Consider the following 26,788-nt stretch of genomic DNA (forward strand, 5'->3'; position numbering starts at 1 on the left):
TCTAGAAAAGGAATGTTAGATATGGAAAGTGCCACAAATAAATATAAAAATATATTTGATGTATTGCTGATATTTTATAATAATATAATTATAAAAAATAGAAGAATTATGAGTATTTTTGAAAGAAGACAAAATAATTTTGAAATCATAGTAAGAGAATTTATGTGCTTTTTTCAAGAGAATGATTGTCATAAATTATTTGAGGAGAATAGACAGAATTTAATTGATAAAATCAGTGAAATGAAGGATGTTGATGGAGAATTATATGAATTTGCATTAGTAACAGCGATTAATAATACTTTTGGTAATTATGAAGATGCTTATAAATTAGACTATGAGGATGAAACGGATGGCGAATTAGTAGTTCAATGTGAAATGCTTAATAGTGAAGAAACTGTGAATATAGGGAAGGTATATTATAAGGGGGAAGAGAGTATATTTACAAGATTTTTATCTAAATGCAATTTCCCAAGGTCAGATGATGAGATTAGTTACTCTATAGATAGTTTTATTGATAAGTTAATAATAATGAGGGAGTTAGAAACTGAAACAAGAATACAATATAATAGATTAACTTCTGAAATTACATTAGATCGTATAGCAAAATTAGAAAATTCAATAACTGTTGCGTTAGTTCCGTTTGTTGGAAGTAAGGACTATTTAAATATTAAAGAAGAAGGAATAAAATTCACAATAAATATTAAAAATAATAAAGAAAATTTTACTCATATTAAAGATATAATGGATGAATTAAGTAAAAGAGGAGTAAATGTAGTTATTTTTCCAGAAATGACTTTTACTTTAGAGATTAAAAGAGAACTTCAAAAATATCTAAGAAAAAATAAAAACCCTTTTGAGTTAATTGTATCAGGAAGTGTTTGGGAAAATAAAACTAATAAGTGTTATATTTTAAATAATAAGGGACAGGTGTTGTTAGAGCAAGTGAAAGTTTATCCATTTCTTCATAGACCAGACCCAAAAATGAAAATTAAAGGAAATGGAGAAGGAATAAATATGAATGGAGAAGATGCAATTATAAATATTATTGATATAAATAAATTTGGAAGAGTTGCAACTCCGATATGTGTAGATTTTGTTAATGAGGAATATTATAATAAATTAGCAGTTGGAGGGGTTAATGTCGCGTTAAATCCAGTTTGCACAGGCAGTTTGACTAAATTTGATTTGAATGCAAAACAATTAGGAACTAAAAATAAGGCTACTGTTTTTATTAGTAATACTTGTATTTTTAGAAGTAACGAAAATATAGGATTTATATATGTTCCAATAAAGTTGGATGATAAGGCAATGCCTATTAATTCGTCTGAACTAATGTATAAGAGAAGGAATGAATGTAGTGATTGTACAAGAGAATGTATAAATAAAATTTGTGCTAAAATTGTTAAATTTAGTAATAATGCTTGTGTCACAGAAGAGATAATACTATAATATAATATATAAATGAACTATTAGTGAAGTAATAATGAAGTATTTTATATTTATTAGTTTTAAACTTTAAAAAATGATAATACTAATAATAAAAGGAGGTTGGTTATATGGAAAATTTGATAAAACAAATTAAAAATGCATATAGAAATAATTGTTTGAAAGAAATTTCTAAATTAAGTAAAAAATTCGCAAAAATGATTACTATAAATTTAATGGAGAAGAATTTTGAAGATCTTAAAGAATTATGTTTTTATTCCGCAGATGCAAGAGAAGATATAGAAATAGAATGTAATGTAAAAAAAGATGCAAATTATTATTTAGGATATATTTATGCATACGAGAATATAGCAAGAAGATTAATGAGGAGTGAAGAGAGTAATTTAAAGATAGAACAAATCTTAGCCCAAGATGCTAGAGCAATAAAGATAATGGCTTATTTGAATAGTGTTAAATTTGCATCTCATAAAGAAATTGCAGAACATATAGAAATGAGCACAACTAATTTAAGTAATTTTTTTAAAAAAGAATTGATAGTAGAATCAAAAATATTTGAATCAAATAAAATTGGTAGAACTAAATACTATTATTTAACTAGTTTAGGAAAAGAATTTTTAGGTAATAAGCATTTACAAAAAGATGTAGATAGAGTTATTAATTTGTTACAGTTAAATATTGAATCAGTAAATGTTATGAAATCAGAAAATAAAATAGAAAAGATTGATGAAAGTTTAGATTATGGATTAGGTAATTCATATGAAGAATGTTGTGATTATGAAGTTTATAGCGAAGGCGAATTAGCAGCATAGGATGTGAGCACATGGAGAATGAACAAATTAAATTTTTAAGTTTATTATGGATGGGGTTTTCAGAGGAGTTTTTCAAAGAAAAAATAGGATCTGGTTCTGAATTTAAGAAACTTGAACAAGATGGTATTGTAATTAAACGAAAATATCTATACGAATTAAGTAACTCAGAAGAAATGTATATAAAAATAAAAAAAGATGAAAAGGAAGATTTTCTTAATGATATTATAAATAATTACTATTTGACAATGATTAATGATGAGAGGAGATTTAATTTAAACTCAATAATTGATAACTTACTTTTGTATTTACAATTATCAAGTGCATACTATGAATTGGAGAAATATGATTTAGCAATAGAGAATATTTTGAAAGTAGCCAAAAAAATGGTTTATTGGGGAATGAAGAATGAACTTAAAAGTTTTTTGGGTAAATTTGACAATGTGCAAATAAATTTAAAAAATAGACGATGGATAGAGTATTTATTGGCTTTTTCCGACGTAATTATAGGTTATAATCCTAAAATTGATAAACAAAAAATAGAAATAATTCTTACTACTTATGAGGAAAAGGATGAATTGGGATTTGAAATAAGAAATTTAAATGCGATTTACACCAGAAAATATAAAAAAGATATAGATTTGGCTATTAAAATTCATGAAGAAAATATAGGAATTATGAGTGAATTACTAATTGGCAATAAAGAAGAAAACCTGAATATTCACATTGGAAGAAATTACGAGAATTTATCATTATGCTATAAGGTTTTAGGCGATATTGATAGTGCTATAAAAAATATTGAAATAGCAGAGCAGTATATTGAACATTCTAATGATAAATATGAAATATGTAAATTTTATTGTAATTTTTTAAATATTATTATGAATACAAACAAACATGAAAAAATGTTCATGAGATACTCGGAACTTTCATTAAATATTTTAAAAGAATTTAATTATCCGGATTTATTAAGAAATATTCAAAATTTATTTGCAGATTATTTTTTAAAGAAATGTAATAGTATAGATGAGTATGTAAGATTAAAAATAGATGTATTTGAATTAGATTCGATGTTGTATAAAGAATTTTTTGTGATGGATTTTATAGGCGTATTGAATACTTTAAGTAAAGAATTCAATAGAATTATTATCAAAAATACAGAAGAACTTGATGTACTAATGACATACTTAAATGAAAATGGTTTTTTAAATGAATCTTATATTATAGAATGTATAAAATGTAAAATAAAAAAAGAAAGATATGATACAATTTTCGATAAAATAGAGAATGAAGGTTTAAAAAAAATATTTAAATTAAAATTTGAATCTATTTAAAAGTAATTAATATTGATAAGATTAAAGAATGATAGGAAATTCTATGTAAGTAAAGAATGCCTATCATTTTTTTTCTTCTCTCTAAAATATTTGAAAAATTTTGCAATATACTATTCTCAATAGACCAACTAATCATACTCTACCGATTTAATCAATTCTATATACATAAAATAAGAAATGGATGTCAAAGAATATCTTTGTAACAAATACAATATGTTATATAAAATAATTATAGATGGAGTGAAAAAATATAATTGAGGATTATATTGCAATAGAATTATTTTATTAAGTAGAAATCAGTTGTAAAAAATAGAAGAAATCTATTTTTAAATAAATGAGCATATTGAAATTTAAGAATAGAATATTTATGGGTAAATTGCTAAAAAAAGGTTTTGGTTATATAATTTAAGTAGGTATAGATATATACTTACTATTTTTATGAATATTATAATTATGTTAATTATATAGAGAGTGAGTAGGGGGATAAATTGAGTAAATTAAAATGGTTGCATTTATCAGATTTGCATTATTGTTTTGAGGGTTATTATAGTCAGTGGGCTAGAGATAGACTTCTTGATAAAATAAAAGAATTAACAGAAATAAAATATATATTTATTACGGGAGATCTATTGTATCAATTTAAAAATAATTTTAGTGAAATAAGTGTGTTTATAGAAGAAATCATGAATTTTACTGGAGTAGATAAAAAGAATGTGATTATAGTTCCGGGAAACCATGATTTCCCAAGGGGGACACTAAGAACAAATACCATAAAGGGATTATTAAACTCAGAAGAAAAGGTATCAGAAATTGTTTCTAAATGTGCTCAAGAAATACAAGATTTTTTGATTAATGATTACAAAAGTTTTTTTGAGTTTTATGAGAAATTGCTAGGGAAAAAAGAAAAATGGAATGAATTACATTTTATTAGTGAGTTTGATGATTGTATTATAGTGAGTCTGAATACATGTCTCATTTCAGGTCTAGAGAATGAGGAGGGGACTTTAAGTATTAATTTAGATAAATTATTTAAGGTGTTAAGAAGTATCAAAGAATCAAATAAGCCTAAAATAGCGATAGGACATCATAGTATTGAATGCTTTGATGAGAGCGAGCGTGAGAAAATAATTCAAATGTTTGATGATTACGGAATTGACTTATATCTTTGTGGACATATGCACAAATCTAAATATAAAATATATAGTGATCAATGCAGAAGTATTCATTCTTTTGTATGTGGTGCTGGTATGGTTGATGATTATGCTGATCCATCATTTATTATTGGAGAAATAAATTTAGAATCTTATAAATGTAATATTAAATATTATTGTTGGGATAAAGATTTAAATAAATGGTGTGAAAGTAATAATATATCTAGGAAGATGATTGATGGCGATGGAATAAATTTTGATTTGGATAGATTAGTTGAAATTAAGGAAAAAGGAATTATTGAGATCCCTAATTCTATAGATAAGAGAATAGATGACATACTAAAAGTTAATGTAGTAGGAAGTAAGTTTCAAAAGTTTTTATTGGATTTTTGTAAAAACATACAAGAGTATAATGAAGAAGGTGAAAATACCAAGGCAGTTGATGTAGAAGAAAAATTTGAGAAAATGAGGTGTACTTTAGATTTTCAAATGGAGTTTGATAATAATGTTGAATACTTTGGTGTAATAAATAATATTTTTAAAGATCCATCATATATTTCTTATGATAAAAAGACAGTAATTCCAGGGGTTATTCGTAGTGTATATAGAAAAGCATTTTCAATTTGCGAAAATGGAGATGAAATAATAGATAAAATGATTGATATATTATGTGATGAATATGAAGAAATGATTAGTATTCCTAGATTAGAGTTAGAGCAATATTTCAGAACTATAATTTATTGGAGTATTGATAAATGTACTATATACAATGATAGAAAGTAGAATTTATAACCCAATGGGAATATATTGTTTTATTAATAGAGAGGAGGTTAGTTGCTTGATAGATTGTTTTAGTATAAATAAATATCAATCTGTGGATGAAAATATACCTTATATTGCAATGAAATTATATAAATTAATTGAAAGACCCATAAGTGTAGATAAATTATTTGAGAGGTATTCTAAGATAAATGAAATAGAGTTAAGTCTAAATTTAGAAAGATTATTATTTTTAGCAATGACTTTTCTTTTCTCGATAGGATTGACAGATTTAAGTGATAACCTTGTAAGGAGGATAGGATGATTTTAAAAAATTTTAAAATATATTCTTTAAGAGATGAAAAAGTACTTAAAGAATATGATTTTAATGAGTATGGATTAAATATAATTTTAGGGAGTAAAAGTGAAAAGGGTAATGGTGCAGGAAAATCCTCTATGGTACAAAGTATGAGTTACTTATTAGGAAGTAAAATCCCTAAGGATTTTCAAAATAGAAAAAAATTGAATGATTTAGATATTATGTTTATTTTAACTATACAAAAAGAAAAAGATAATATATATCTAGGTAGAAGGATAAAAGAAAAAAATAATGGGTTTATAAAAATAGGAGGAGGAATAACTTTTAACTTAGATAATTGGAAATCTTATAAAGATAAAGAGTATAAAAGTGAAGTGGAAATATTATTCCTTAAAGATGAACCAAGTGATTCACCAAGTTTTGCATCTATAAGAGAATATATTATTAGGGATGAGAAGGAAGGGTTTGCCAATATAACTCTGTTAAGAAGAAATGCAACTAAAGCATTTGAAATATTATCCTTTTTGTTCGGAATTAACTTTACCGCTGAAAATGAGATAAACAAATTGAAAAGTGATCAAGATGAGAAGGAAAAGAAATTAAAACTTATAGAATCCATGAGTGACGATATAACAGAAATAAGAATAAAAGAAAAGCAAATATCTGATGAAGTAAAGAAATTCAAAGATATTGCAACATCAGTTAATGTTAAGGATAATTTAGAATTAGAAAAAGAGGAATATAGAAAAGTAAAATTAGAATTAAATAAAACAAACGAAAGTATAATAAAATTAAATAATATGGTTGAGCAATATCAAGTAACAATAGAAGATCTTAAAGAAAATGTTGATAAAATTAGAGAACTTGATGATGTTGAAAACTTCTATAATCAAATGATTGGATATTTTCCTGATAAGATAAAAAGAAATAAAGATGAAATTACAAACTATTATGAATTTATGGTTAATAGTAGAGGAAGATATTTTAATGAGAAGATAATGGAAATAAATGGGTTGTTAGGTGAATTGGAGAAACGAAAAATTGAATTAGAACAGAAAATAGAGAAGAGAACATCAGCATTAAAAAGCACATCTATTGTGGAAGACATTAACATAATACTAGATAAAATTAATGAAAAAAATCAGGAGTTATCAGATTTAAGATATAAAATAGAACAATATTCTATGAGAGAAACGTTGGTTGAAGAAATAAATAATTTAAAAGAAAAAATAATTAAAGAAACTTATAGTTATAATGAATTATTTAAAACTTTCAAAGAAAAAGTTGATAATAGTGAAAATGAATTTAATAAAATAGTTAAGAAAACATATGGGGAAGATGGAATTTTACAATTTGAATTCATTAGTGGAACTAACAAAAGAGATACAACGGGAAGAATTAAAATTCAATGTAGTATAATAGATGAAAATTCTCATGGTAGAAGTTATATGAAAATTAATATGTTTGATATATGTTGGTTAGTTGAAAGAATTAAACAAAAAAAAGATTTAGTTTTATTAATACATGATGGATCATATGTAAAGCCAGATGATAAATGTGCAAAGTATAATTTAATTCAATACATAGATGATATCATGAGTACTAATAAAAGAGGACAATATTTTATTACGTTAAATAGAGATGAGTTAAATAGAAATGATATTGAGAAGTTAATAGATGAAAAGAAAGTAGTAGCATTCTTGGGTAAAGATAATGATGAAGATAGGTTTATGGGAATGAGGTATGTAGATTAATGTTAAATAATATTAATAAGAGCATGTTACAAAGGTAGCATGCTTTTTTATAGTAAGGAGATTTTATGTATATAGATTTTATAAAAAATAATTATTTAGATATTGAGGAAGGTAGAAGAAGTGAATATATAGAGCGGGATAAAAAAGTACTAGGAAATTTAATAAGACAGCGTATTTCTAATAATATAGATGAAATAGTTACAAGATGGTATGAACTTGAAGATATAGGTTGTTGCTTAATTGAAGAAAAATTTTTAGAATTACTAAAAGAAGCCGAATGTTTATTTTGTTTTGGATATTATACGGGTACTATCGCAATTGTAGGAATAGCAAGTGAAGAAGTAACAAAATATATTTATGCTAAAAATAATACTATAAAGGATACTCTTACTCAAGATAAAAGATTGAGAAATCTAAAAAAGAAGAAGATAATTAGTGATACAACCTTTAGAAGTTTAAATAAAATAAGAATTATACGTAATGATTGTATTCATTATAATGATAATTTTAAAAAGTTAGATGAAATAGAGTTATATTCTAATGCTAAAGCAATATTGGTAGAATATAAAAAAGTATTAAAAGAAATATTGGATTTTAATGAATTAAACACAATGGAAGTACCTCAGAGGATACTGGGGGAAAATAAAATGTCATTTGAAGAGTTTAAATATAAATACAGAAATTTAATAAAGAAGAAAGAAAATATTGATTTGCAAATAGAGCCATCTATAAATAGATTGGTTCTAACATCATTATATAAAATATTAGAAATAGATGTAGAAAGTGATATTTTTAAAGAAATGACATTATATGACTTAGAAGGAGGATTAGTGGCTGTAGTAGATTTGACCTTACCTCAAGTTGATAAAATTAAAAAAATGAATTTAAAAGAAGGTAATATAATATTAGCGTCGGTAATTTCAACAGTTAGTGAAATTGGTATAACAGAGGAATGGCAGTTATTAGAATTAAAAGATGTATTTAGAGGAAGAATTAATATTTAAGAGCCTATTTTAATATATTATTTTTAATGTAGAATATATATGATTAGTTTAGTTGATAGAGTAATCTGAAAAAATTTATGTCTACATGATATAAAAATATAAAAATAAGTGGGAAGGCTTATAATATCAAGATTTAAGAGTGTTAGACATGATTAAAAGATACTATACTATGACTGTGATGGTGTTATTAGTACAACTATTTTATATAAAGGTTTAAAAGAATGTGGTGCAGATTTTAATTTTCATATTCCTGATAGAGAAAGTGAAGGGTATGGAATGAATTGTGATAGGGTAAAGATTTTAAAAGAAGAGGGGACACAGTTAATAATAACTTGTGACAATGGTATAGCAGCCTTTGAAGAAATAGAACTTGCTATGAATTTAGGAATGGATGTTATCCTTACTGACCATCATGATATTCAACTTGTGGAGAAAGAAAATGGTGAAAAAGAATTTATGGTTCCAAGTGCATATGCAGTTGTAAATCCTCATCAAAGTGATTGTAATTATAAATTCAAATATTTATGTGGTGCTGGAATAGCATTTAAATTTATTTTGGCTCTATATAAAGAAATGAATATGGACATGGATAAGGCTATGAAGCTTATAGAGTTTTGTGCAATAGCTACAGTTTGTGACATTGTTGATTTAAAAGATGAGAATAGAATAATAGTTAAAAGAGGATTAGAATTATTAAATAACAGTAATAATATAGGTATTAATGCCTTAAAGAAAGCTTGTAATCTAGAGGATAAAAAAGTAACTGCTTATCATTTAGGATTTGTAATAGGGCCTTGTATAAATGCAACAGGAAGACTTGAAACAGCAAGTCTTGCAGTTGAGTTGTTAGTTACTGAAAATAAATTAAGAGCAGAAGAACTTGCAAAGGAACTTGTTGAACTTAATGAAAGAAGAAAAGAGCTCACTGAGAGAAGTGTTGAAGAAGTTATAGAACAAATAGAGAAAGAAAAACTTTATAATGATAAGGTTATACTAGTTTATAATTCTAATATACATGAGAGCATTGCTGGAATAGTTGCTGGAAGAGTGAAAGAAAGATACAATCTTCCGACAATAGTTATGACAAAGGGAAAAGATATGCCAAAAGGTTCTGCAAGATCAATAGAGGGATATGATATGTTTAAGGAATTATCAAAATGTAAATCTCTTATGGAGAAGTTTGGTGGGCACCCAATGGCAGCAGGACTTTCAGCAAAAGAAGAAAATTTACCCAAGATAAGAAAAATGCTTAATGATATTTGTGAATTAACAGATGAGGATGTAGTTCCTAAAGTAAGAATAGATGCACCTGTACTTTTAAATCAAGTAACTGTTGATTTAGTTTCAAAAATAGAAAAATTAGAACCCTTTGGGAAGTCTAATCCTAGTCCAGTTCTTGCAGCAAAATCAGTATTAGTAACAGGGATTCAAACAATGGGAACAGAAAAAACTCATTTAAAGTTTGCTTGTTTAGATCCAAATACAAATAAGAGAATTCCAGCTTTATGGTTTAATATGGCTGATGAATTTCAAATAACGTTTGATGATAAATTTGGAATAGGAGCTTTTGAAAGAGCTAGTGCTGGTGGTTCAGTAAGATTTAAGATAGATATAATATACAAACCTTCAATTAATGAATTTAGAGGTAATGTTTCAACACAAATCATTATAAGTAATCTAAGACTTTCAGTATAAGTTTGTGAATAGATATATATTGAAATTAATTTAAATTTTAAGTGTTGAAAATTTATTATTTCTATATTATTGTTGCATTTGAGAGAATATGATATATAATTTATAAGGATTCTGAAAGATGATAGAATTTTGTAGGTATATGTAATAAATAAATTGATTAATAGTATGAAAAAAATATAAGGAGATGAATATATATTGAGTAAGTATAAAATAATTATGACAGGTGGAGGATCAGCAGGACATGTTACTCCAAACCTTGCTTTAGTACCAAAACTTAGGGAACTTGGATTTGAGATAAAGTATATAGGAAGTAAAGATGGGATTGAAAGAGAAATAATAAAAAAAGAAGGAATCCCTTATTATTCAATATCATCAGGTAAGCTTAGAAGATATTTTGATGTTAAAAACTTTACTGATCCATTTAAAGTTGTAAAGGGAGTTGGAGATGCTCTTAGAATACTTACAAAAGAAAAACCAGATGTAGTATTTTCTAAAGGTGGATTTGTAACAGTTCCTGTTCTAATGGCAGCATCACTTAAAAAGATACCAGTAGTATCTCATGAATCAGATTTTACACCAGGGCTTGCTAATAAAATAGCTGCACCTTTCTGTGATAAATTATGTGTTACTTTCCCAGAAAGCTTAAAGTATGTGAAAGGTGATAAAGGTGTGTTAACAGGTACACCAATAAGAGAAGACCTTTTACATGGAAGTAAAGAAGAAGGAAGAAGATTCTGTAATTTTGCAAAGAATAAACCTGTATTATTAATAATAGGGGGAAGCTTAGGTTCAAAGGTTATTAATGATTCTATAAGGGATAATCTTAATAATTTATTAATTGGCTTTAATATAATTCATCTTTGTGGTAAGAACAATTTAGATGAAAGCTTAAAGGGAAGAGAAGGTTATCTTCAATTTGAATATATATCAGAAGAGCTACCACATTTAATGGCATATGCAGATGTTGTTGTTTCAAGAGCAGGTGCAAATGCTATATTTGAGCTTTTAGCATTAAAGAAACCTCATATTTTAATCCCTCTTTCAGCAAGAGCATCAAGAGGAGACCAAGTTTTAAACGCTAAATCATTTAAGAAATCAGGATATTCTATAGTTATAGAAGAAGAAGAGCTTACTAAAGAAGTTTTAGAAAGCAATTTAAAGAGTCTATATAATAATAGAGAAACTTATATAAAAAATATGGAAAAGAGTAATATGAGTAATGGTATTGATAATATTATTAATATTATTAAGTCAATTATTAAATAAAATTACTCAAGGGATATTAAGTATTTATAATATAAAATCAAGTATAAGTAAAATAATTACAGTAAATGCTAAAAATATACTGTAATTTAAAGGAATTTAGTGTTTGATAAAACATATTACTAAGTTATATATTTAGTATAGTAAAAGTTGAATTATCATTTGTAAGTTATAAATTTTATTTAATAATTATTATTTATTGATAATTATTTGTGAATATTTATAATTTATAATGTAATATGCATCTAAACTTGATATAATATAATAGATATATAGGTGACCTATTAAACTTGTTATATTTTATTTAGTATTGAAATAAATTTTTAGGAAAAGAGGAGAATTTTAATGGGAAAAAGATTAATGAAGACCATGGACGGTAATACAGCCGCAGCACATATAGCTTATGCATTTACTGATGTGGCAGCTATATACCCAATAACACCATCATCACCAATGGCAGAATATGTTGATGAATGGAGTGCAAAAGGAAGAAAGAATGTATTTGGACAAACAGTTAAAGTTGTTGAAATGCAATCAGAAGCAGGAGCAGCTGGTGCAGTACATGGATCTTTACAAGCAGGCGCTTTAACAACAACATTTACAGCTTCACAAGGATTATTATTAATGCTTCCTAACATGTATAAAATAGCAGGTGAATTATTACCTTGCGTATTCCACGTTTCAGCGAGAGCTTTAGCAACATCATCTTTAAGTATCTTTGGAGATCAACAAGACGTAATGGCTGCTAGAGCAACTGGTTTTGCAATGCTTGCAGAAGGTTCAGTACAAGAAGTTATGGATCTTGCAGCAGTAGCACATTTAGCATCACTTAAATCAAGAATACCATTTGTTAATTTCTTTGATGGATTCAGAACATCACATGAAATCCAAAAGATTGAAGTTATAGAATATGATGAACTTAAAAATATGTTAGATATGAACATGGTAGATGAATTTAGATCTAGAGCATTAAATCCAAATAACCCTGTAACAAGGGGAACAGCTCAAAATCCAGATATCTATTTCCAAACAAGAGAATCTGTAAATAAGTTCTATAATGATGTACCTGAAATTGTTGAAGGATACATGAAGGAAATTAAGAAACTTACAGGTAGAGAATATAATTGTTTTGATTACTATGGAGCAGAAGATGCAGAAAGAATTATAGTTGCTATGGGATCAGTTACTGACCTTATAGAAGAAACAATTGATTACTTAAATGCTAAGGGAGAAAAAGTTGGTCTTGTTAAAGTAAGATTATTTAGACCATTCTCAGTAGAAAGATTAAGAAAAGCAATACCAAGCACAGCTAAGAAGATAGCTGTTTTAGATAGAACAAAAGAACCTGGTTCATCAGGAGAACCATTATACCTAGATGTTAAAAATGCATTCTATGGACAAGAAAATGCTCCTGTAATAGTTGGAGGAAGATATGGTTTAGGATCAAAGGATACACTTCCAGCTCACATTATGGCAGTTTATGAAAATCTAAATAATGAAACTCCTAAAGATGGATTTACAATATCAATAATTGATGATGTAACAAATACATCTCTTGAAGAACCAAAGGGTGCACATGATATTGATACAACACCAGAAGGAACAAAAGCATGTAAATTCTGGGGACTTGGATCAGATGGAACAGTTGGTGCTAATAAGAGTGCTATTAAAATCATTGGGGACCATACAGATATGTATGCTCAAGGATATTTCTCATATGATTCAAAGAAATCAGGTGGAATAACAATTTCTCACTTAAGATTTGGTAAAGATCAAATTAAATCACCATATTTAATAAATAAGGCTGATTTTATAGCTTGTCATAATCAATCATATGTAAAAACTTATTCAGTTTTAGATGGTCTTAAGAAGGGTGGAGTATTCTTATTAAATACAATTTGGACACCAGAACAAATTGAAGAAAAATTACCAGCTTCATATAAGAGATATTTAGCAGAAAATAATATTAAGTTCTACACAGTAAATGCTGTTAAGATAGCACAAGAAGTAGGACTTGGTGGAAGAATTAATATGATAATGCAATCAGCATTCTTTAAACTTGCTAATATTATACCAGTTGAAGAAGCTATTAAATATCTTAAACAAGCAGTTGAAACTTCTTATGGTAAGAAGGGACAAAAAGTTGTTGATATGAACAACGAGGCTATAGATAAGGGAATTGAAGCAATAGTTGAAATAACAGTTCCAGAAAGCTGGAAGAATGCTGTTGATAAAGAAACAGTAGTGGAAGCTAAGGCTAAACCAAGATTTATTACAGATATAGTTGAACCTATGAATAGATTAGAAGGAGACAAGCTTCCAGTTTCAGCATTTGACGGAATGGAAGATGGTACTTTCGAAGCGGGAACAGCTGCATATGAAAAGAGAGGTATCGGTATAAATATACCAGAATGGATCTCAGATAATTGTATCCAATGTAACCAATGTGCATACGTTTGTCCTCACGCTACAATTAGACCAGTTCTAATGACAGAAGAAGAAAAGAACAATGCACCAGCTGATACAAAGTCAGTAGCTGCTAAGGGAATTAAGTCAGCAGAACCAATGCACTTCTCAATTACAATAAGTCCACTTGACTGTACAGGTTGTGGAAACTGTGCTCAAGTTTGTCCAGCTAAGGATAAGGCTTTAGTTATGAAACCACAAGCAAGCCAAGCAGAACAAGCTAAGGTTTGGGATTATTGTGTAGATGAAGTTTCACCTAAGGAAAACCCATTAAAGAAAACAACAGTTAAGGGAAGTCAATTCGAAAAACCATTAATCGAGTTCTCAGGAGCTTGTGCAGGATGTGGAGAAACTCCATATGCTAAGCTTGTAACTCAATTATATGGAGATAGAATGATGATTGCTAATGCAACTGGATGTTCATCAATTTGGGGTGGATCAGCTCCTTCAACACCATATACAAAGAATCATAAAGGACAAGGTCCAGCATGGGCAAACTCATTATTTGAAGATAATGCTGAATTTGGACTTGGTATGTTCCTTGGAACAACTGCAATAAGAGAAAGACTTGCAAATAGAGTTAGAGATCTTATTGAAGAAGGTGTAGCAGAAGATTCTAAGGCTATATTAGAAGATTGGATTGCAAACCTTAATAATGGAGAAGGAACTAGAGATAGAGCTGAAAATGTAATAGCTGTTCTTCAATCAGAAAATAGTGAAATAGCTAAAGAAATCTTAGAAGAAAAAGATTACCTAATTAAGAGATCACAATGGATCTTCGGAGGAGATGGATGGGCTTATGATATCGGATACGGTGGAGTTGACCATGTTCTAGCTTCAGGAGAAGATGTTAATATATTAGTATTTGATACAGAAATATACTCAAATACAGGTGGTCAAAGTTCTAAGTCAACACCAGCTGCTGCAATAGCTAAGTTTGCTGCTTCAGGTAAGAATACTAAGAAGAAAGATCTTGGAATGATGGCAATGAGTTATGGATATGTTTATGTAGCTCAAGTTGCAATGGGAGCAGATAAGAACCAAGTTCTTAAGGCAATCTCAGAAGCAGAAGCATACCCAGGTCCATCATTAATCATTGCTTACTCACCATGTATAAGCCACGGAATTAAGCTTGGTATGGGTAATGCTCATTTAGAAGCTCAAAGAGCTGTTGAATCAGGATATTGGGCATTATACAGATACAACCCAACACTTAAGGATAGTGGAAAGAATCCATTTAGCTTAGATTCAAAAGAACCAAAGCTTGACTTTAAGGAATTCTTAATGGGTGAAGTAAGATATGCATCACTTGCAAAGGCTTATCCAGATTTTGCGGATGAATTATTTGCTAAGACAGAAAGAGATGCAATGGAAAGATTAGAAAACTACAAGAAACTTGCTGGTAAATAATTATAAATAAAAGGGATGTCTAATTTTTAGACATCTCTTTTTTATACTATAATTTAAATTTTTATTATATAAATTACCAGTAAAATACCTGATTTTTAATAATAATAGAATAAAAAATAATAAATTTTGTTAAAAAGCTTTTAATAAATTCAATTTAAGGGTAAAATGAGAATATAATATTTCCACAAGGGAGGAAACAATAATGTCAGATAAAGAATTAAAAGAATGTTGTGGTGGACACGATCATAATCATGGTGAAGAAGGATGCTGTGGAGGACACGGTCATAAGCACGGTGAAGAAGGATGTGGATGTGGACACGATCATGATCATGACCATGAACATTACGAAACAATGGTTGTAGATTTAGAAAAAGAAGATGGAACAACAGTTACATGTGAAATTGTTGATGCTTTTGAATATAAAGAAAATGGATATGCTTTAGTATTCAACCCAGAAGAAGAAGCAGTTTACTTATTCAAAGAAGTAGGCGAAGAAGGGGAACTTGAAGTTCCAGAAGAAGAAGAATTTAATGAAGTAACAAAATACTACGAAGAAAATATAGCTAAATAGTATTTTAAATATAGAAAGAGTTATCTCAAATGAATGAGATAACTCTTTTTATTTTTAATTATAAATATGTCAATTAACAAAAAATATAAATTTATTATATTAAGTTTTATTCAAAGTAAACGATAGTAAAAATGTTATATAAAAATTTATGATTCAAGTTGTAGATTAAATTTATTTAAAGCTTGAGCTTATAAGGAGTTTAATTATGAAGCAATGTAAAGTTTTAATATTTAATTTAAATTCTCAAAAATATGCTTTAGATATAGAAGAAGTTGAAAGAATAGTTTCTTGTAATAAGATAACTAGGCTTATTGATTCAGAATTTTATGTTGATGGAATTGTTGAATATGAGGGTGGAACTTTAACAGTTATCAATCTATATAAGATTTTTGATATGGAGGAAGTTGAGAGTTTAAAAGATGAGAAGATAATTGTAATAATAAACGAGAATCTTAGAATTGGAGTGAAAGTTGATTATGTTATTGAGGTTGCAAGTATAGATGAGAGTTTAATAGAACAGGCACCCCCTTTAGCATTAAGAAATGAAAGAACTCCTATTAAGGGAATTATAAAAGAAGATAAAGAAATAATTGTATTACTAGATGGAAAAAAGATTTTTGGGCTAGATAAAGTAAAGGTATTGATGTAGGTGAGGTAATTTGAGTATTGAGAAAATAATAGGGATAGCTCAAAGTGGAATAGTAAAATCACCAGATAAGATACTTACAATAGGGCTTGGTTCATGTGTAGGAATTTCCTTGTATGATAGAGAAAATAAAATTGCAGGACTTGTACATATAATGTTACCTAGTAGTTATGAATTTAAAAATAATGAGAATAAGCTAAAATATGCTGATACAGCAATATCAATATTAGTAGAGGAACTAAGAAAGCAAAATGCTTATGTTGATAAATTAGAAGCAAAAATTGTTGGAGGAGCACAGATGTTTAACTTTAAAGATAGTAGAGCTTTAAGTGATATTGGACAAAGAAACATCATTGCCGTAGAAAAAAAATTAGAGGAGCTTTCTATTCCTATAGTATCAAAGGATGTTGGAGGAAATAAGGGAAGAACTATGATTGTAGATGCTTATACTGGAAGGATTACTATAAAAGTTTTAGGTAAGAAGATTAAAGAAATTTAGCTTTGGGGGAGTTAAAATGATTAATGGAGTCAGGGAGGATAAAGTTAATAAGCTTTTAAATGATTTAAAGGGAAGAATAATAAGAGCCATAGTTATCGGAGCATCTACAGGAGGACCAAAAGCCTTAGATGAAATAATAACTAAGCTACCAAGAGATATAGGAGTTCCTATATTTGTTGTACAACATATGGCTGAGGATATGATAAAGACATTTGTAACTCGTCTAAATAAGAAAAGTGATATTACCGTTAAAGAAGCAGAACATGGTGAGAGAATTCGGAAGAATATTGTTTATATAGCTAAAGGTAATTATCATATGGAAGTTAGTAATTTAGATAAGATAATTTTAAATAAGGATGAAACAGTTCATGGGGTTAGACCAGCTGTTGATAATTTATTTAAAAGTTGTGCAAAGGTCTATAGAGATTCTCTTCTTTCTATAGTTCTTACAGGAATGGGCAAGGATGGTGCTGCAGGAACTTTAGAAGTTAAAAATAAAGGCGGGTATTGCATAGTGCAATCTGAAGAAAGTTGTTTAATTTATGGAATGCCTAAAGCTGCTTTTAATACAGGGGCAGTAGATTTATCTTTAGATATAGATATTATGGCTGATGTCATAGTAGAATCTATTAAAAAGTAGGTGTGATGATTATGGATTTTAAAGATTTTTATAGATGGGCTTATAGATATTTTGGATTAGATTTAAATGCTTATAAACAAGCACAGCTTACTAGAAGAATAGAAAATCTTATGAATAGAATTGGAGTCAAGGATTTAAGAGAATATATAAATATTCTTGAAAATGATAAAGAAGAAAAACAAAAATTCTTAGATTTTATAACTATAAATGTTACAGAGTTTTTTAGAAATCCTAATTTATTTGAAGAATTAGAGAATTTACTAAAAAAAGAGTACTTTTCTAAAGATAAATCAATAAATATTTGGAGTGCAGCCTGTTCAATAGGCTGTGAACCATATTCAATAGCTATGATTTTAAAAGAGAATAATATAAAAAATTACAATATTATTGCTACTGATATAGATCAGACTATACTTGCTAAGGCAAAGGAAGGGATTTATTCAGATTTAGAAATTAAGAATATGAATAAAAAATATTTAAAGTATTTTACTAAAATAGATAATAAGTATTTTTTAAATGATGAAATAAAAAGAATGGTTAAGTTTGAAAAAGCTGATTTGATTTTAGATAAGTATAGAAAAAATTTTGATTTGATTCTTTGTAGAAATGTAGTTATTTATTTTAATACAGAAACTAAAAATAGAATTTATAAAGAATTTAATAAATCACTTAATGATAGAGGTTTGCTTTTTATAGGGGCAACAGAATGCATATATAATGCAAATGAACTTGGGTTTAGAAAAAATTCTACATTTATCTATAGAAAAGTTTAGAAAGGAGGATAGAGATGGAGACAAGCCAATATTTATCAATGTTCCTTGAGGAATCAAGAGAAAATTTACAAGTATTAAATGATTGCTTATTAGATTTAGAGCAAGAGCCAGATGATATAGATAAGATTGCACAGATATTTAGAGTTGCCCATACAATTAAGGGGATGGCTGCTACTATGGGATTTAGTGCTATAGCAGAGCTTACACATAAGATGGAAGATGTACTTTCTAAGTTTAGAGATGGCGAATTAAAAATAAGTAAGGATGTTGTCACTATACTTTTTAGATGTTTAGATAATTTAGAAAGAATGGTTGATGATGTTGAACTTGGTGGGGAAGAAGAATTTGAAATAGAATCTATGATTAAAGAGTTGGAAGCAGTAACAACTACAGTAGAAAAAGTTGATGAAAGTATTAATAAAGATGTAGAAGTTTCAAATAATAGTGAGCTTGATTTAAATGAGTATGAGTTAAGTATAATCAAACAAGCTGTTGATGGGGGATTTAATTCATTTGAGATTAATATAAGACTTAGCGAAACAACTCTTTTAAAATCAGCTAGAACATTTTTAATTGTTAAGGACTTAGAAGAGATAGGAGAAATAATAAAATCTTATCCATCAACAGAAGATATTGAAAGTGAAAATTTTGATTTTGATATAAGCTTTATTTTATTAACTGAGAATAATAAGGAACAGGTTGAGGGAGTTATAAGAGTAATTTCAGAGATAGAAAGTTTTAGTGTTGATATTATTGATATAAAGCAAAAAGAGGCTAGTCTTAATAAAGAAATTACTGTAACTAAAATTGATGAAGAGATAGAAGTAAAGCCAATAGTAAAAGAAGAAAAAAAGGAAACTCCAAAAGCTAAAAAGAAAAAATCTAGTACTGTGAATAAATCAACTCATCAATCAGTTAGAGTTGATTTAGAAAGATTAGATAAACTTATGAATATGGTTTCTGAGCTTGTTATAAATAGGACAAGATTAGAGCAAATAGCTATAGAGCAAAAGTCTTTAGAATTAAATGAAACTTTAGAAGAAGTAGCAAGAACTACTTCAGATCTTCAGGATTTAGTTATGAAGATTAGGATGTTACCTTTAGATGTTGTATTTAATAGATTTCCAAGAATGATAAGAGATGTTTCTATGGAGCTTAATAAAGAAGTAAACTTTATTATTGAAGGTCAGGAGACAGAACTTGATAGAACTGTAATTGATGAGATAGGAGAGCCGCTTATTCACTTACTTAGAAATGCTGTAGATCATGGTATAGAAGAGAAAGAAAAAAGAGTGAAATGTGGTAAGGATCCTCAAGGAACTATAAGGCTTACTGCTTATCAAGAAGGAACTAAAGCTGTTATTAAGGTAATTGATGATGGAGCTGGAATTAATGTTGAGAAAGTTAGAGCGAAGGCTGAAAAACTAGGGATCCCAACAGAAAATTTAAGTGAAGCAGAAATTAAGAATTTAATATTTTCTAGTGGATTTAGTACTAATGAAAAAGTTACAGATCTTTCAGGAAGAGGAGTTGGTATGGATGTTGTTAAAACAAAGATATCATCACTTGGAGGAACTGTCGAACTTATTAGTGAAGAAGGTGTAGGTTCAATATTCATAATAAAACTTCCTTTAACATTACAAATAATTCAAGCACTTTTAGTTAAGGTTGGAGAAGAAAGTTTTGCAATTTCTTTAGGATTTATTGAAAGGGTAATAGATTTTAATTCAGTAGAAGTAAAGTTTAGTGATTCCGAGGAAGTTATTATTTATAGGGATAAAGTTATACCACTTATAAGATTAAATGAATTCTTTAATATAGAAGAATCATATGACAAGAGAAAATTTATAGTAATAGCTAAGGTTGGTAACAAACAAGTAGGTCTTTTAGCAGATAATCTTTTAGGGCAGCAAGAAATTGTTATAAAACCTTTAGGTAAAACATTATCAAGTTTAAATGAATATATAGGAGCTACTATTTTAGGGAATGGTAAGGTTACCCTTATTTTAGATGTAGCGGCCTTAATATAAGGAAAAGGTAGATGAGATGAATTTTTTAAAATTAAATGAAATGGAACTTGATGCCCTGAAAGAAGTTTTTAATGTTGGAGCAGGAAATGCAGCAACAGCTTTATCACAGATGTTAAATAAAAAAATAGACATGGATGTACCTTCTTTTAAATTTATAGATATAGAAGAACTTAATAAAAAAATAAATTTAGAGAATATCTGTGTTGGTGTATTAGTAAATGTTTATGGAGACCTTCCAGGAAGTTTTCTGATTTTATTTGAGGAAGATGTTGCTTTTGATATTATAAAGCAATTAACTGGAACTACTGATAATAACTTTAATGAGATTAGTGAATCTGTTTTAGCTGAAATAGTTAACATAATCTTGGGAGCATATATGAATGCAATATCAAAGTTTACTAATCTTAATATGGTTCCATCAGTACCAGCAGTAGCTTTTGATTTTGCTGGAGCTATAATAACTACTACATTTATAGCTTCAATAGAAGAATCAGATAAGATGTTAGAAATAAAGACTATATTAAAAAATGATAATAATTGTAATTTGGTTGGAGATTTTTATTATCTACCAAGTCAGAATTCATTACAAAAAATATTTAAATCAATAGGACTTATATAATTTAGGGGGAATAGAAAATGGCAAGAGTATTAATAGTTGATGATGCAGCATTTATGAGAATGATGGTAAAGGATATATTATCAAAGAATGGTTTTGAAGTAGTTGGTGAAGCTAGTAATGGGCTAAAGGCAATAGAAATGTACAAGCAAGAAAGACCAGATGTAGTAACAATGGATATTACAATGCCAGAAATGGATGGAATAGAAGCAGTAAAAGCTATAAAACAATTTGATCCAGCAGCTAAAATTATTATGTGTAGTGCTATGGGACAACAAAGTATGGTTATGGATGCTATTAAAGCAGGAGCTAAAGATTTTATAGTTAAGCCTTTCCAAGCAGATAGAGTATTAGAGGCTGTAAATAAAGCTCTATAATAAAGGAGTTAAAGCTTATGCAAATAGTAGTATTTAGACTAGGAGAGGAAGAGTTTGCAGTTGAAACTTCTAAGGTTCAAAATATAAATCATGCTATGAAAGTAACTAGAGTTCCAAAAGCAGCTCCTCATATTAAAGGTCTTATAAATCTTAGAGGTAATATTATATCTCTTATAGATGTAAATCTACTTCTAAATATAAACTCAGATAAAGAAGAGCAGGAAAATATAATAATTATTGATATTGAAAATGAGGAAATAGCAATATCAGTAGATAAAGTTAATGAAGTTTTAGATATAAAAGAACAAGATATTCAAAAACTTGAGAATAAAGAAATAAAAGAATATGTTAATGGAATTATAAAATTAGGAAATAGAATAATCACAATAATAGACTTAAATAAATTAATCTAAAATTAAGAGGAAATGAGAGGGAGAGTAATGGCAGATATATTATCTCAAAGCGAAATTGATAATTTACTATCTGCCTTATCATCTGGTGAGTTTGAGGCAGAAGAGTTTCAACAGCAAGAAGAAAGGCAGAAAGTTAAATTATATGACTTTAGAAGTCCTCAAAAGTTTTCAAAAGATCATATTAGAACATTAGAGTTATTACATAATACTTTTTCAAGAACTTGTTCAAATTATTTAACAGGAATAACAAGACAAAATACTAAATTAAAATTAGTAACTTTAGAACAAATCACTTATGAAGAATTTATACGTTCAGTACCTAATCCTACTATTCTTGTAAATTTTAAATTTATGCCTTTAAATGGTGTTTTAACATTTGAATTTAATCCAGGCTTTGTTTTTCAGATAATTGATATTTTGCTTGGAGGACAAGGTGAAAGAAGATATGTAGCTAAGGATTTTACTGAAATAGATAAAAATATTATTGAGAAGGTAGCAAAAGAAGTTATACAAAATTTAAAAAGAGCGTGGGATGAAGTTATTGAAGTAAGTCCTGAATATGATGGGATGGAAGTAAATCCAGCCTTAAATCAAACTTTAGCACCAAATGAGCCTATAGCTTTAGTTACATTTTCAGTAGAGATGGGGAATAATACAAGTATGATAAATCTATGTATTCCATATATGAGTATAGAACATATATTAGATAAGTTAATTCTTAATCATTGGTCTGAAAATGATGAGGAAGAATTTAAAGAGGAATATAAAACAGAAATAAAAAAGCATCTTAATTCAGCCCAAATAGATATTAATGTTGAACTTGGGAGAAGTACTATAATGATTAATGATTTTCTTAAGTTGGCCAAAGGTGATGTATTAAGACTTGATAACTTAATAAGTGATCCAGTTAGGATATTTATAGAGGATAAAGCTTGTTATTATGGAAAACCAGGAGTGGTAAGTAAGAATAAAGGTGTAGAAATATTAGATGTGATTAAAGAGGAGGGCAATGATAATGGCTGATGGATTCTTATCTCAAGAGGAGATAGATGCTTTACTAAATGGAAGTAATAATATAGATAGTGATAACAATAATAATGAAGAAGAAAAATTCTTTTCAGTACAAGATAAAGATTTGCTTGGTGAGGTTGGAAATATATCAATGGGCTCAGCTTCAACTGCACTTTCTCAGGTTATAAATCAGCCTGTAAATATTACAACACCAGTAGTAAGCGTTACTACTATATCAGAACTTAAAAATAAATTTACAGTACCTAATATTTTATTAGAAGTACAATATACTTCAGGGATAGTAGGTAAAAATATATTTATAATGAAAATAACTGATGCAGCTGTTATAGCTAATCTTATGATGGGTGGTAATGGAGTTGTAGAAACTACAGAACTTACTGAAATTGAGATAAGTGCTGTACAAGAGGCTATGAATCAAATGATAGGTTCTGCAGCTACATCAATGGCAACTATGTTTGCAAGAGAAGTAAATATATCTCCACCTAAATCAAAGATATGGGAGAGTATTAGTGAAGATATTTCAGATGAAATAGAAGATGATGAGATTATCACTAATATTTCATTTAATCTTAAAATTGCAGATTTAGTTGATAGTACAATAATGCAAGTATTACCTATAGAAACATCAAAGAAAATAATTTCTATTATGATGGGTGAAGAAGAATTAAGTTATAGTACACCACAACAAATAGAAAGTACTCAAAGTGATACAGTTGATTTAGCTAATATATATGATGAAATAACATCACCAAAAGAAATAACTATGACAAGAGAGCCTGAGGAAGCTTATAAGGAAGTACCACCGGTTCAGGTTAGTAAGGCTAAATTTGAAAGTTTAGATAATAATAAAGAAAATGCTCCTTATAATAATATTGATTTAATAATGGATGTACCCCTAGAAGTTTCAGTAGTTCTTGGAAGGACTAGAAAGAAAATAAGAGATGTTTTAGATCTTGGAGTAGGTTCAGTTATAGAGCTTGATAAACTTGCAGAAGAACCTGTAGAAATTTTAGTTAATGGTAAGCAAATAGCTTATGGAGAAGTTGTAGTTATTGATGAAAACTTTGGTGTTAGGATTACAAGTATAGCAACAGGTATAGAAAGAATAAAGAGTTTAAAATAATTTATAAAAAAGAACTACCTATATATAGGTAGTCTTTTTTTATAAATTTAGATATGACTTATAAACATATTAATTTAATTTACGATAATAGTTATATAGCATATTCTTAGGAGGTTTTAAAGTATGAGAATTAATGCAAGTAACTCATCATTTAGTATGGCTAAAATATATGAAAAAAATAATAAAAGTGATAAAAAAGAAGAAATAAAGAATTTAAACAAAAAAGATAGTATAGAAATTTCGGATATTGCTAAACAAATTAGTTTTATAGATGAGCCTATTTTAGATGAAAAACAAAAGATTGAGCATTTAAGAAATCTTATTAAGAATGAGAATTATAAAGTAGATAGCAAAAAACTTGCTAAGGCTATGCTAGGCAGTATAAGGGAAGGAAGATTTTAATATGCTTTTAGACTTAAAAGAAGTTATAAATAAGGAGAAGCTTGCTGTTGAAAAACAGTTAGCTTTACTTGATAAACAAAATAGATTAATTATGAAAAATAATGCTATTGAACTTGAGGTAGTTGCAGAGGAGATTCAATCTGTAAGTAGAGAAATAGCACAGTATGAAATGGAAAAAAGAAATATTTTAAAAGATAGAAATTTAAAAGAATTAGTTTTTGAATCTGATGATAAAGAGCTTGAGCAGTTATTTAGAGATACTAAAAAGAAGGTAGAACTTTTAAAGCTTCAGAATGATACAAATGCTCTTTTAATAAAGCAGCAATTATCATATACAAATAAAATGCTTATGATTTTAAATCCAAGTAGGGATGCTAAAACTTATAATTCTTATGGAAAAATAAAAAGATAATTTTTAGTGGGAGAGTGAAAAATGAGTTTATTTTCAGTTTTAAATACTAGTAAAAGTGGAATGTTTACAGCACAACAAAGTTTAAATACAACTTCACATAATATATCTAATGTTAATACAGATGGATATTCAAAACAAAGAGCAAAGATTTCTACTAATAGACCTAATACTGTTCCAGGGGGAATTGGTCAAATAGGTACAGGTGCTCAAGTTGAGGCAATAGAGAGAGTTAGAAATAATTTTCTTGATTATCAAGTTAGAAATGAAAATTCTATATATGGTACATATGATATGAGAAGTTCATATCTTCAACAAGTAGAAGGTGTATTTAATGAGCCTTCTGATACAGGGATAGCAAGTCTTATGAGTAAATTTTTTGATTCATGGCAAGAGTTATCAAAGCAACCTCAAAGTTCTAATAATAGAACTGTTGTTGTTCAACAAACTTTAGCTTTAACAGATGCTTTAAATCACACATCTAAAAGGCTTATGGAACTTAGAACAAATGCTCAGGATGAAATAAGAAATTCAGTTAATGATATAAATTCTTTATTAAATCAAATAGATAGTTTAAATAAAGAAATTACTAATGTAAGTGTATCAGGTAATAATCCAAATGACCTTATGGATAGAAGAGATTTACTTTTAGATGAGTTAAGTAGGAAGTTTGGAATTAGTGTTGAGCAGTCTCATAATAATGGAATTAATTTAAAAAGTTCTGATGATACAAGTAAAATTCCTCCTTTTGTTAATGCAGATCCAAATAGTGATTATACAAGGCTTTCATATATTAATAGTATAGAGCAAGATAAAACTGACCCAGCAGGTAAGACTTATAAAATAAAATATTATCAACTTGGTGATTCAACTAATGAGGCAAATATGAAAACTCTTACTATAAGAGATGTAACTGATGAACAGCTTGCTGACTTACAAAATTCAAGAGTACTTTTATCTGATTCAAGGGGGATGGCAGTTAAGGGAGATGGCTCAGCTATTAGAAATGGAGATACTATTGGAGCAAGTGAGCTAAGAGTGTTTGTTCCTAAAAATGGAGAGCTAGCAGGAGCTATTTCTGTACAAAAAGATATAAATGATTATATAAGTCAATTAGATAAAATGGCGAAGGGGATTGCTTTTGCAGTTAATGCTATACATTCAGGAATGACTAGTGTAACTAGAGAAGGAGCTTATCCAGATAAAGATTTTATGCCTCTTTTTGTTAATTCAGCAAAAGCTAAATATGGTTCAGATGGAACTATTATTAATTTAGATGAAATTCTTTTAGCGGAATCTGAAATAACAGCAGCTAATATAACAATAAATAAGGAAATATTAAAAGATCCTATGAAGCTTAAAACAAGAACTCATGATTCAGATTTTCCTTATACAGCTGATAACTATATAGATGGTGAAACTGATGGTGAAAGAGCTCTTGCAATAGCACAGCTTAGAAGTTCAATGCTTAGATTTCAGGATATAGGAACATCTATAAAAAGTAGAAAAGATTTATTTGACTTAAATAAGGGTGGAAATAGATTAACTAATAATGGAATGAAGATTGAGAATAATACTAGTGGTATGAATTTAGAAGCTTATTATAAAGATAGTATAGATAGACTTGGTGTTCAAAGTCAGGAAGCTCAAAGAATGGTAGAAAATCAAGTTAGTTTAGTATTTGATATAGCTATGCAAAGAGATAGTGTTTCAGGAGTTTCTTTAGATGAGGAAACTATAAATCTTGTGCAGTTTCAACATGCATATAATGCTAATGCAAAAGTTATAGCAACTGTAAATGAGCTTTTAGATGTTGTAGTTAATGGACTTATATAGAGTAAGGGGGAAGA

General features: G+C 28.0%; 24 protein-coding genes. All 24 read left to right on the forward strand.

Annotated features, from left to right (window positions below; translation table 11 throughout):
• Positions 1 to 21: 21 nt before the first annotated feature.
• The 24 genes from BN8917_RS06490 to flgK all read left to right on the forward strand — a co-directional run bounded on the left by BN8917_RS06490 (position 22) and on the right by flgK (position 26,774).
• The gene (locus tag BN8917_RS06490) at positions 22 to 1,449 is read left to right on the forward strand and encodes a carbon-nitrogen hydrolase family protein (protein ID WP_066872168.1); all 1,428 of its coding nucleotides are present in this window, start codon (positions 22 to 24) and stop codon (positions 1,447 to 1,449) included.
• Between the two features lie 107 nt (positions 1,450 to 1,556).
• The gene (locus BN8917_RS06495; RefSeq protein ID WP_066872170.1) at positions 1,557 to 2,255 is read left to right on the forward strand and encodes a hypothetical protein; all 699 of its coding nucleotides are present in this window, start codon (positions 1,557 to 1,559) and stop codon (positions 2,253 to 2,255) included.
• An 11-nt stretch (positions 2,256 to 2,266) separates the two neighbouring features.
• Positions 2,267 to 3,586, forward strand: coding sequence for a hypothetical protein (locus BN8917_RS06500; RefSeq protein WP_066872173.1), 1,320 nt, complete (start codon positions 2,267 to 2,269; stop codon positions 3,584 to 3,586).
• Positions 3,587 to 4,074: 488 nt separating this feature from the next.
• Positions 4,075 to 5,520 carry a metallophosphoesterase family protein gene (locus BN8917_RS06505; protein WP_066872177.1) on the forward strand — a complete coding sequence of 482 codons (1,446 nt, stop codon included), beginning with the start codon at positions 4,075 to 4,077 and terminating at the stop codon, positions 5,518 to 5,520.
• Between the two features lie 55 nt (positions 5,521 to 5,575).
• Positions 5,576 to 5,821, forward strand: a complete 246-nt coding sequence (locus tag BN8917_RS06510) for a hypothetical protein (protein ID WP_084748517.1) — start codon at positions 5,576 to 5,578, stop codon at positions 5,819 to 5,821.
• The gene (locus tag BN8917_RS06515; protein WP_066872181.1) at positions 5,818 to 7,569 is read left to right on the forward strand and encodes a DUF2326 domain-containing protein; all 1,752 of its coding nucleotides are present in this window, start codon (positions 5,818 to 5,820) and stop codon (positions 7,567 to 7,569) included. Before BN8917_RS06510 ends, BN8917_RS06515 begins: the two co-directional genes overlap by 4 nt.
• Positions 7,570 to 7,634: 65 nt before the next feature.
• Entirely contained in the window at positions 7,635 to 8,573 is a 939-nt protein-coding gene (locus BN8917_RS06520) for a DUF4145 domain-containing protein (protein ID WP_066872184.1), read from the forward strand.
• A 159-nt stretch (positions 8,574 to 8,732) separates the two neighbouring features.
• Complete coding sequence (gene recJ, locus BN8917_RS06525; protein ID WP_096030712.1) at positions 8,733 to 10,268, forward strand: single-stranded-DNA-specific exonuclease RecJ; 1,536 nt, start codon at positions 8,733 to 8,735, stop codon at positions 10,266 to 10,268.
• Positions 10,269 to 10,463: 195 nt separating this feature from the next.
• Positions 10,464 to 11,534 carry an undecaprenyldiphospho-muramoylpentapeptide beta-N-acetylglucosaminyltransferase gene (locus BN8917_RS06530; RefSeq protein ID WP_066872191.1) on the forward strand — a complete coding sequence of 357 codons (1,071 nt, stop codon included), beginning with the start codon at positions 10,464 to 10,466 and terminating at the stop codon, positions 11,532 to 11,534.
• A 342-nt stretch (positions 11,535 to 11,876) separates the two neighbouring features.
• Positions 11,877 to 15,407 carry a pyruvate:ferredoxin (flavodoxin) oxidoreductase gene (gene nifJ, locus BN8917_RS06535; protein ID WP_066872194.1) on the forward strand — a complete coding sequence of 1,177 codons (3,531 nt, stop codon included), beginning with the start codon at positions 11,877 to 11,879 and terminating at the stop codon, positions 15,405 to 15,407.
• A 202-nt stretch (positions 15,408 to 15,609) separates the two neighbouring features.
• Positions 15,610 to 15,978 (forward strand): DUF1292 domain-containing protein, encoded by a 369-nt coding sequence (locus tag BN8917_RS06540; RefSeq protein WP_066872196.1) that lies wholly within the window; start codon positions 15,610 to 15,612, stop codon positions 15,976 to 15,978.
• Positions 15,979 to 16,183: 205 nt separating this feature from the next.
• A complete protein-coding gene (locus BN8917_RS06545; RefSeq protein ID WP_066872199.1) occupies positions 16,184 to 16,627 on the forward strand; it encodes a chemotaxis protein CheW in 444 nt (147 codons plus the stop codon).
• Positions 16,628 to 16,637: 10 nt separating this feature from the next.
• Positions 16,638 to 17,123 (forward strand): chemotaxis protein CheD, encoded by a 486-nt coding sequence (locus BN8917_RS06550; RefSeq protein ID WP_066872202.1) that lies wholly within the window; start codon positions 16,638 to 16,640, stop codon positions 17,121 to 17,123.
• A gap of 16 nt (positions 17,124 to 17,139) precedes the next feature.
• A complete protein-coding gene (locus tag BN8917_RS06555) occupies positions 17,140 to 17,763 on the forward strand; it encodes a CheB methylesterase domain-containing protein (protein WP_066872205.1) in 624 nt (207 codons plus the stop codon).
• Between the two features lie 11 nt (positions 17,764 to 17,774).
• Positions 17,775 to 18,536, forward strand: a complete 762-nt coding sequence (locus tag BN8917_RS06560) for a CheR family methyltransferase (protein ID WP_066872208.1) — start codon at positions 17,775 to 17,777, stop codon at positions 18,534 to 18,536.
• 14 nt (positions 18,537 to 18,550) lie between these two features.
• The gene (locus tag BN8917_RS06565) at positions 18,551 to 20,566 is read left to right on the forward strand and encodes a chemotaxis protein CheA (protein WP_066872211.1); all 2,016 of its coding nucleotides are present in this window, start codon (positions 18,551 to 18,553) and stop codon (positions 20,564 to 20,566) included.
• 16 nt (positions 20,567 to 20,582) lie between these two features.
• Entirely contained in the window at positions 20,583 to 21,185 is a 603-nt protein-coding gene (locus tag BN8917_RS06570) for a chemotaxis protein CheC (RefSeq protein ID WP_066872214.1), read from the forward strand.
• A 17-nt stretch (positions 21,186 to 21,202) separates the two neighbouring features.
• Entirely contained in the window at positions 21,203 to 21,559 is a 357-nt protein-coding gene (locus tag BN8917_RS06575; RefSeq protein WP_066872217.1) for a response regulator, read from the forward strand.
• 17 nt (positions 21,560 to 21,576) lie between these two features.
• Positions 21,577 to 21,972, forward strand: a complete 396-nt coding sequence (locus BN8917_RS06580) for a chemotaxis protein CheW (RefSeq protein WP_066872220.1) — start codon at positions 21,577 to 21,579, stop codon at positions 21,970 to 21,972.
• A gap of 27 nt (positions 21,973 to 21,999) precedes the next feature.
• Positions 22,000 to 22,995, forward strand: coding sequence for a flagellar motor switch protein FliM (gene fliM, locus BN8917_RS06585; protein WP_066872223.1), 996 nt, complete (start codon positions 22,000 to 22,002; stop codon positions 22,993 to 22,995).
• Complete coding sequence (fliY, locus tag BN8917_RS06590; protein WP_066872226.1) at positions 22,988 to 24,127, forward strand: flagellar motor switch phosphatase FliY; 1,140 nt, start codon at positions 22,988 to 22,990, stop codon at positions 24,125 to 24,127. The genes fliM and fliY overlap by 8 nt, the downstream gene beginning before the upstream one ends.
• A 123-nt stretch (positions 24,128 to 24,250) precedes the next feature.
• Positions 24,251 to 24,529 (forward strand): flagellar biosynthesis anti-sigma factor FlgM, encoded by a 279-nt coding sequence (locus tag BN8917_RS06595; RefSeq protein ID WP_066872229.1) that lies wholly within the window; start codon positions 24,251 to 24,253, stop codon positions 24,527 to 24,529.
• Between the two features lies 1 nt (position 24,530).
• Entirely contained in the window at positions 24,531 to 24,941 is a 411-nt protein-coding gene (locus BN8917_RS06600; RefSeq protein ID WP_066872232.1) for a flagellar protein FlgN, read from the forward strand.
• A 21-nt stretch (positions 24,942 to 24,962) separates the two neighbouring features.
• The gene (flgK, locus tag BN8917_RS06605) at positions 24,963 to 26,774 is read left to right on the forward strand and encodes a flagellar hook-associated protein FlgK (RefSeq protein WP_066872235.1); all 1,812 of its coding nucleotides are present in this window, start codon (positions 24,963 to 24,965) and stop codon (positions 26,772 to 26,774) included.
• Positions 26,775 to 26,788: the final 14 nt, after the last annotated feature.

The organism is Clostridium mediterraneense, from assembly GCF_900091705.1.
Classification (GTDB): Bacteria; Bacillota; Clostridia; order Clostridiales; family Clostridiaceae; genus Sarcina; species Sarcina mediterraneense.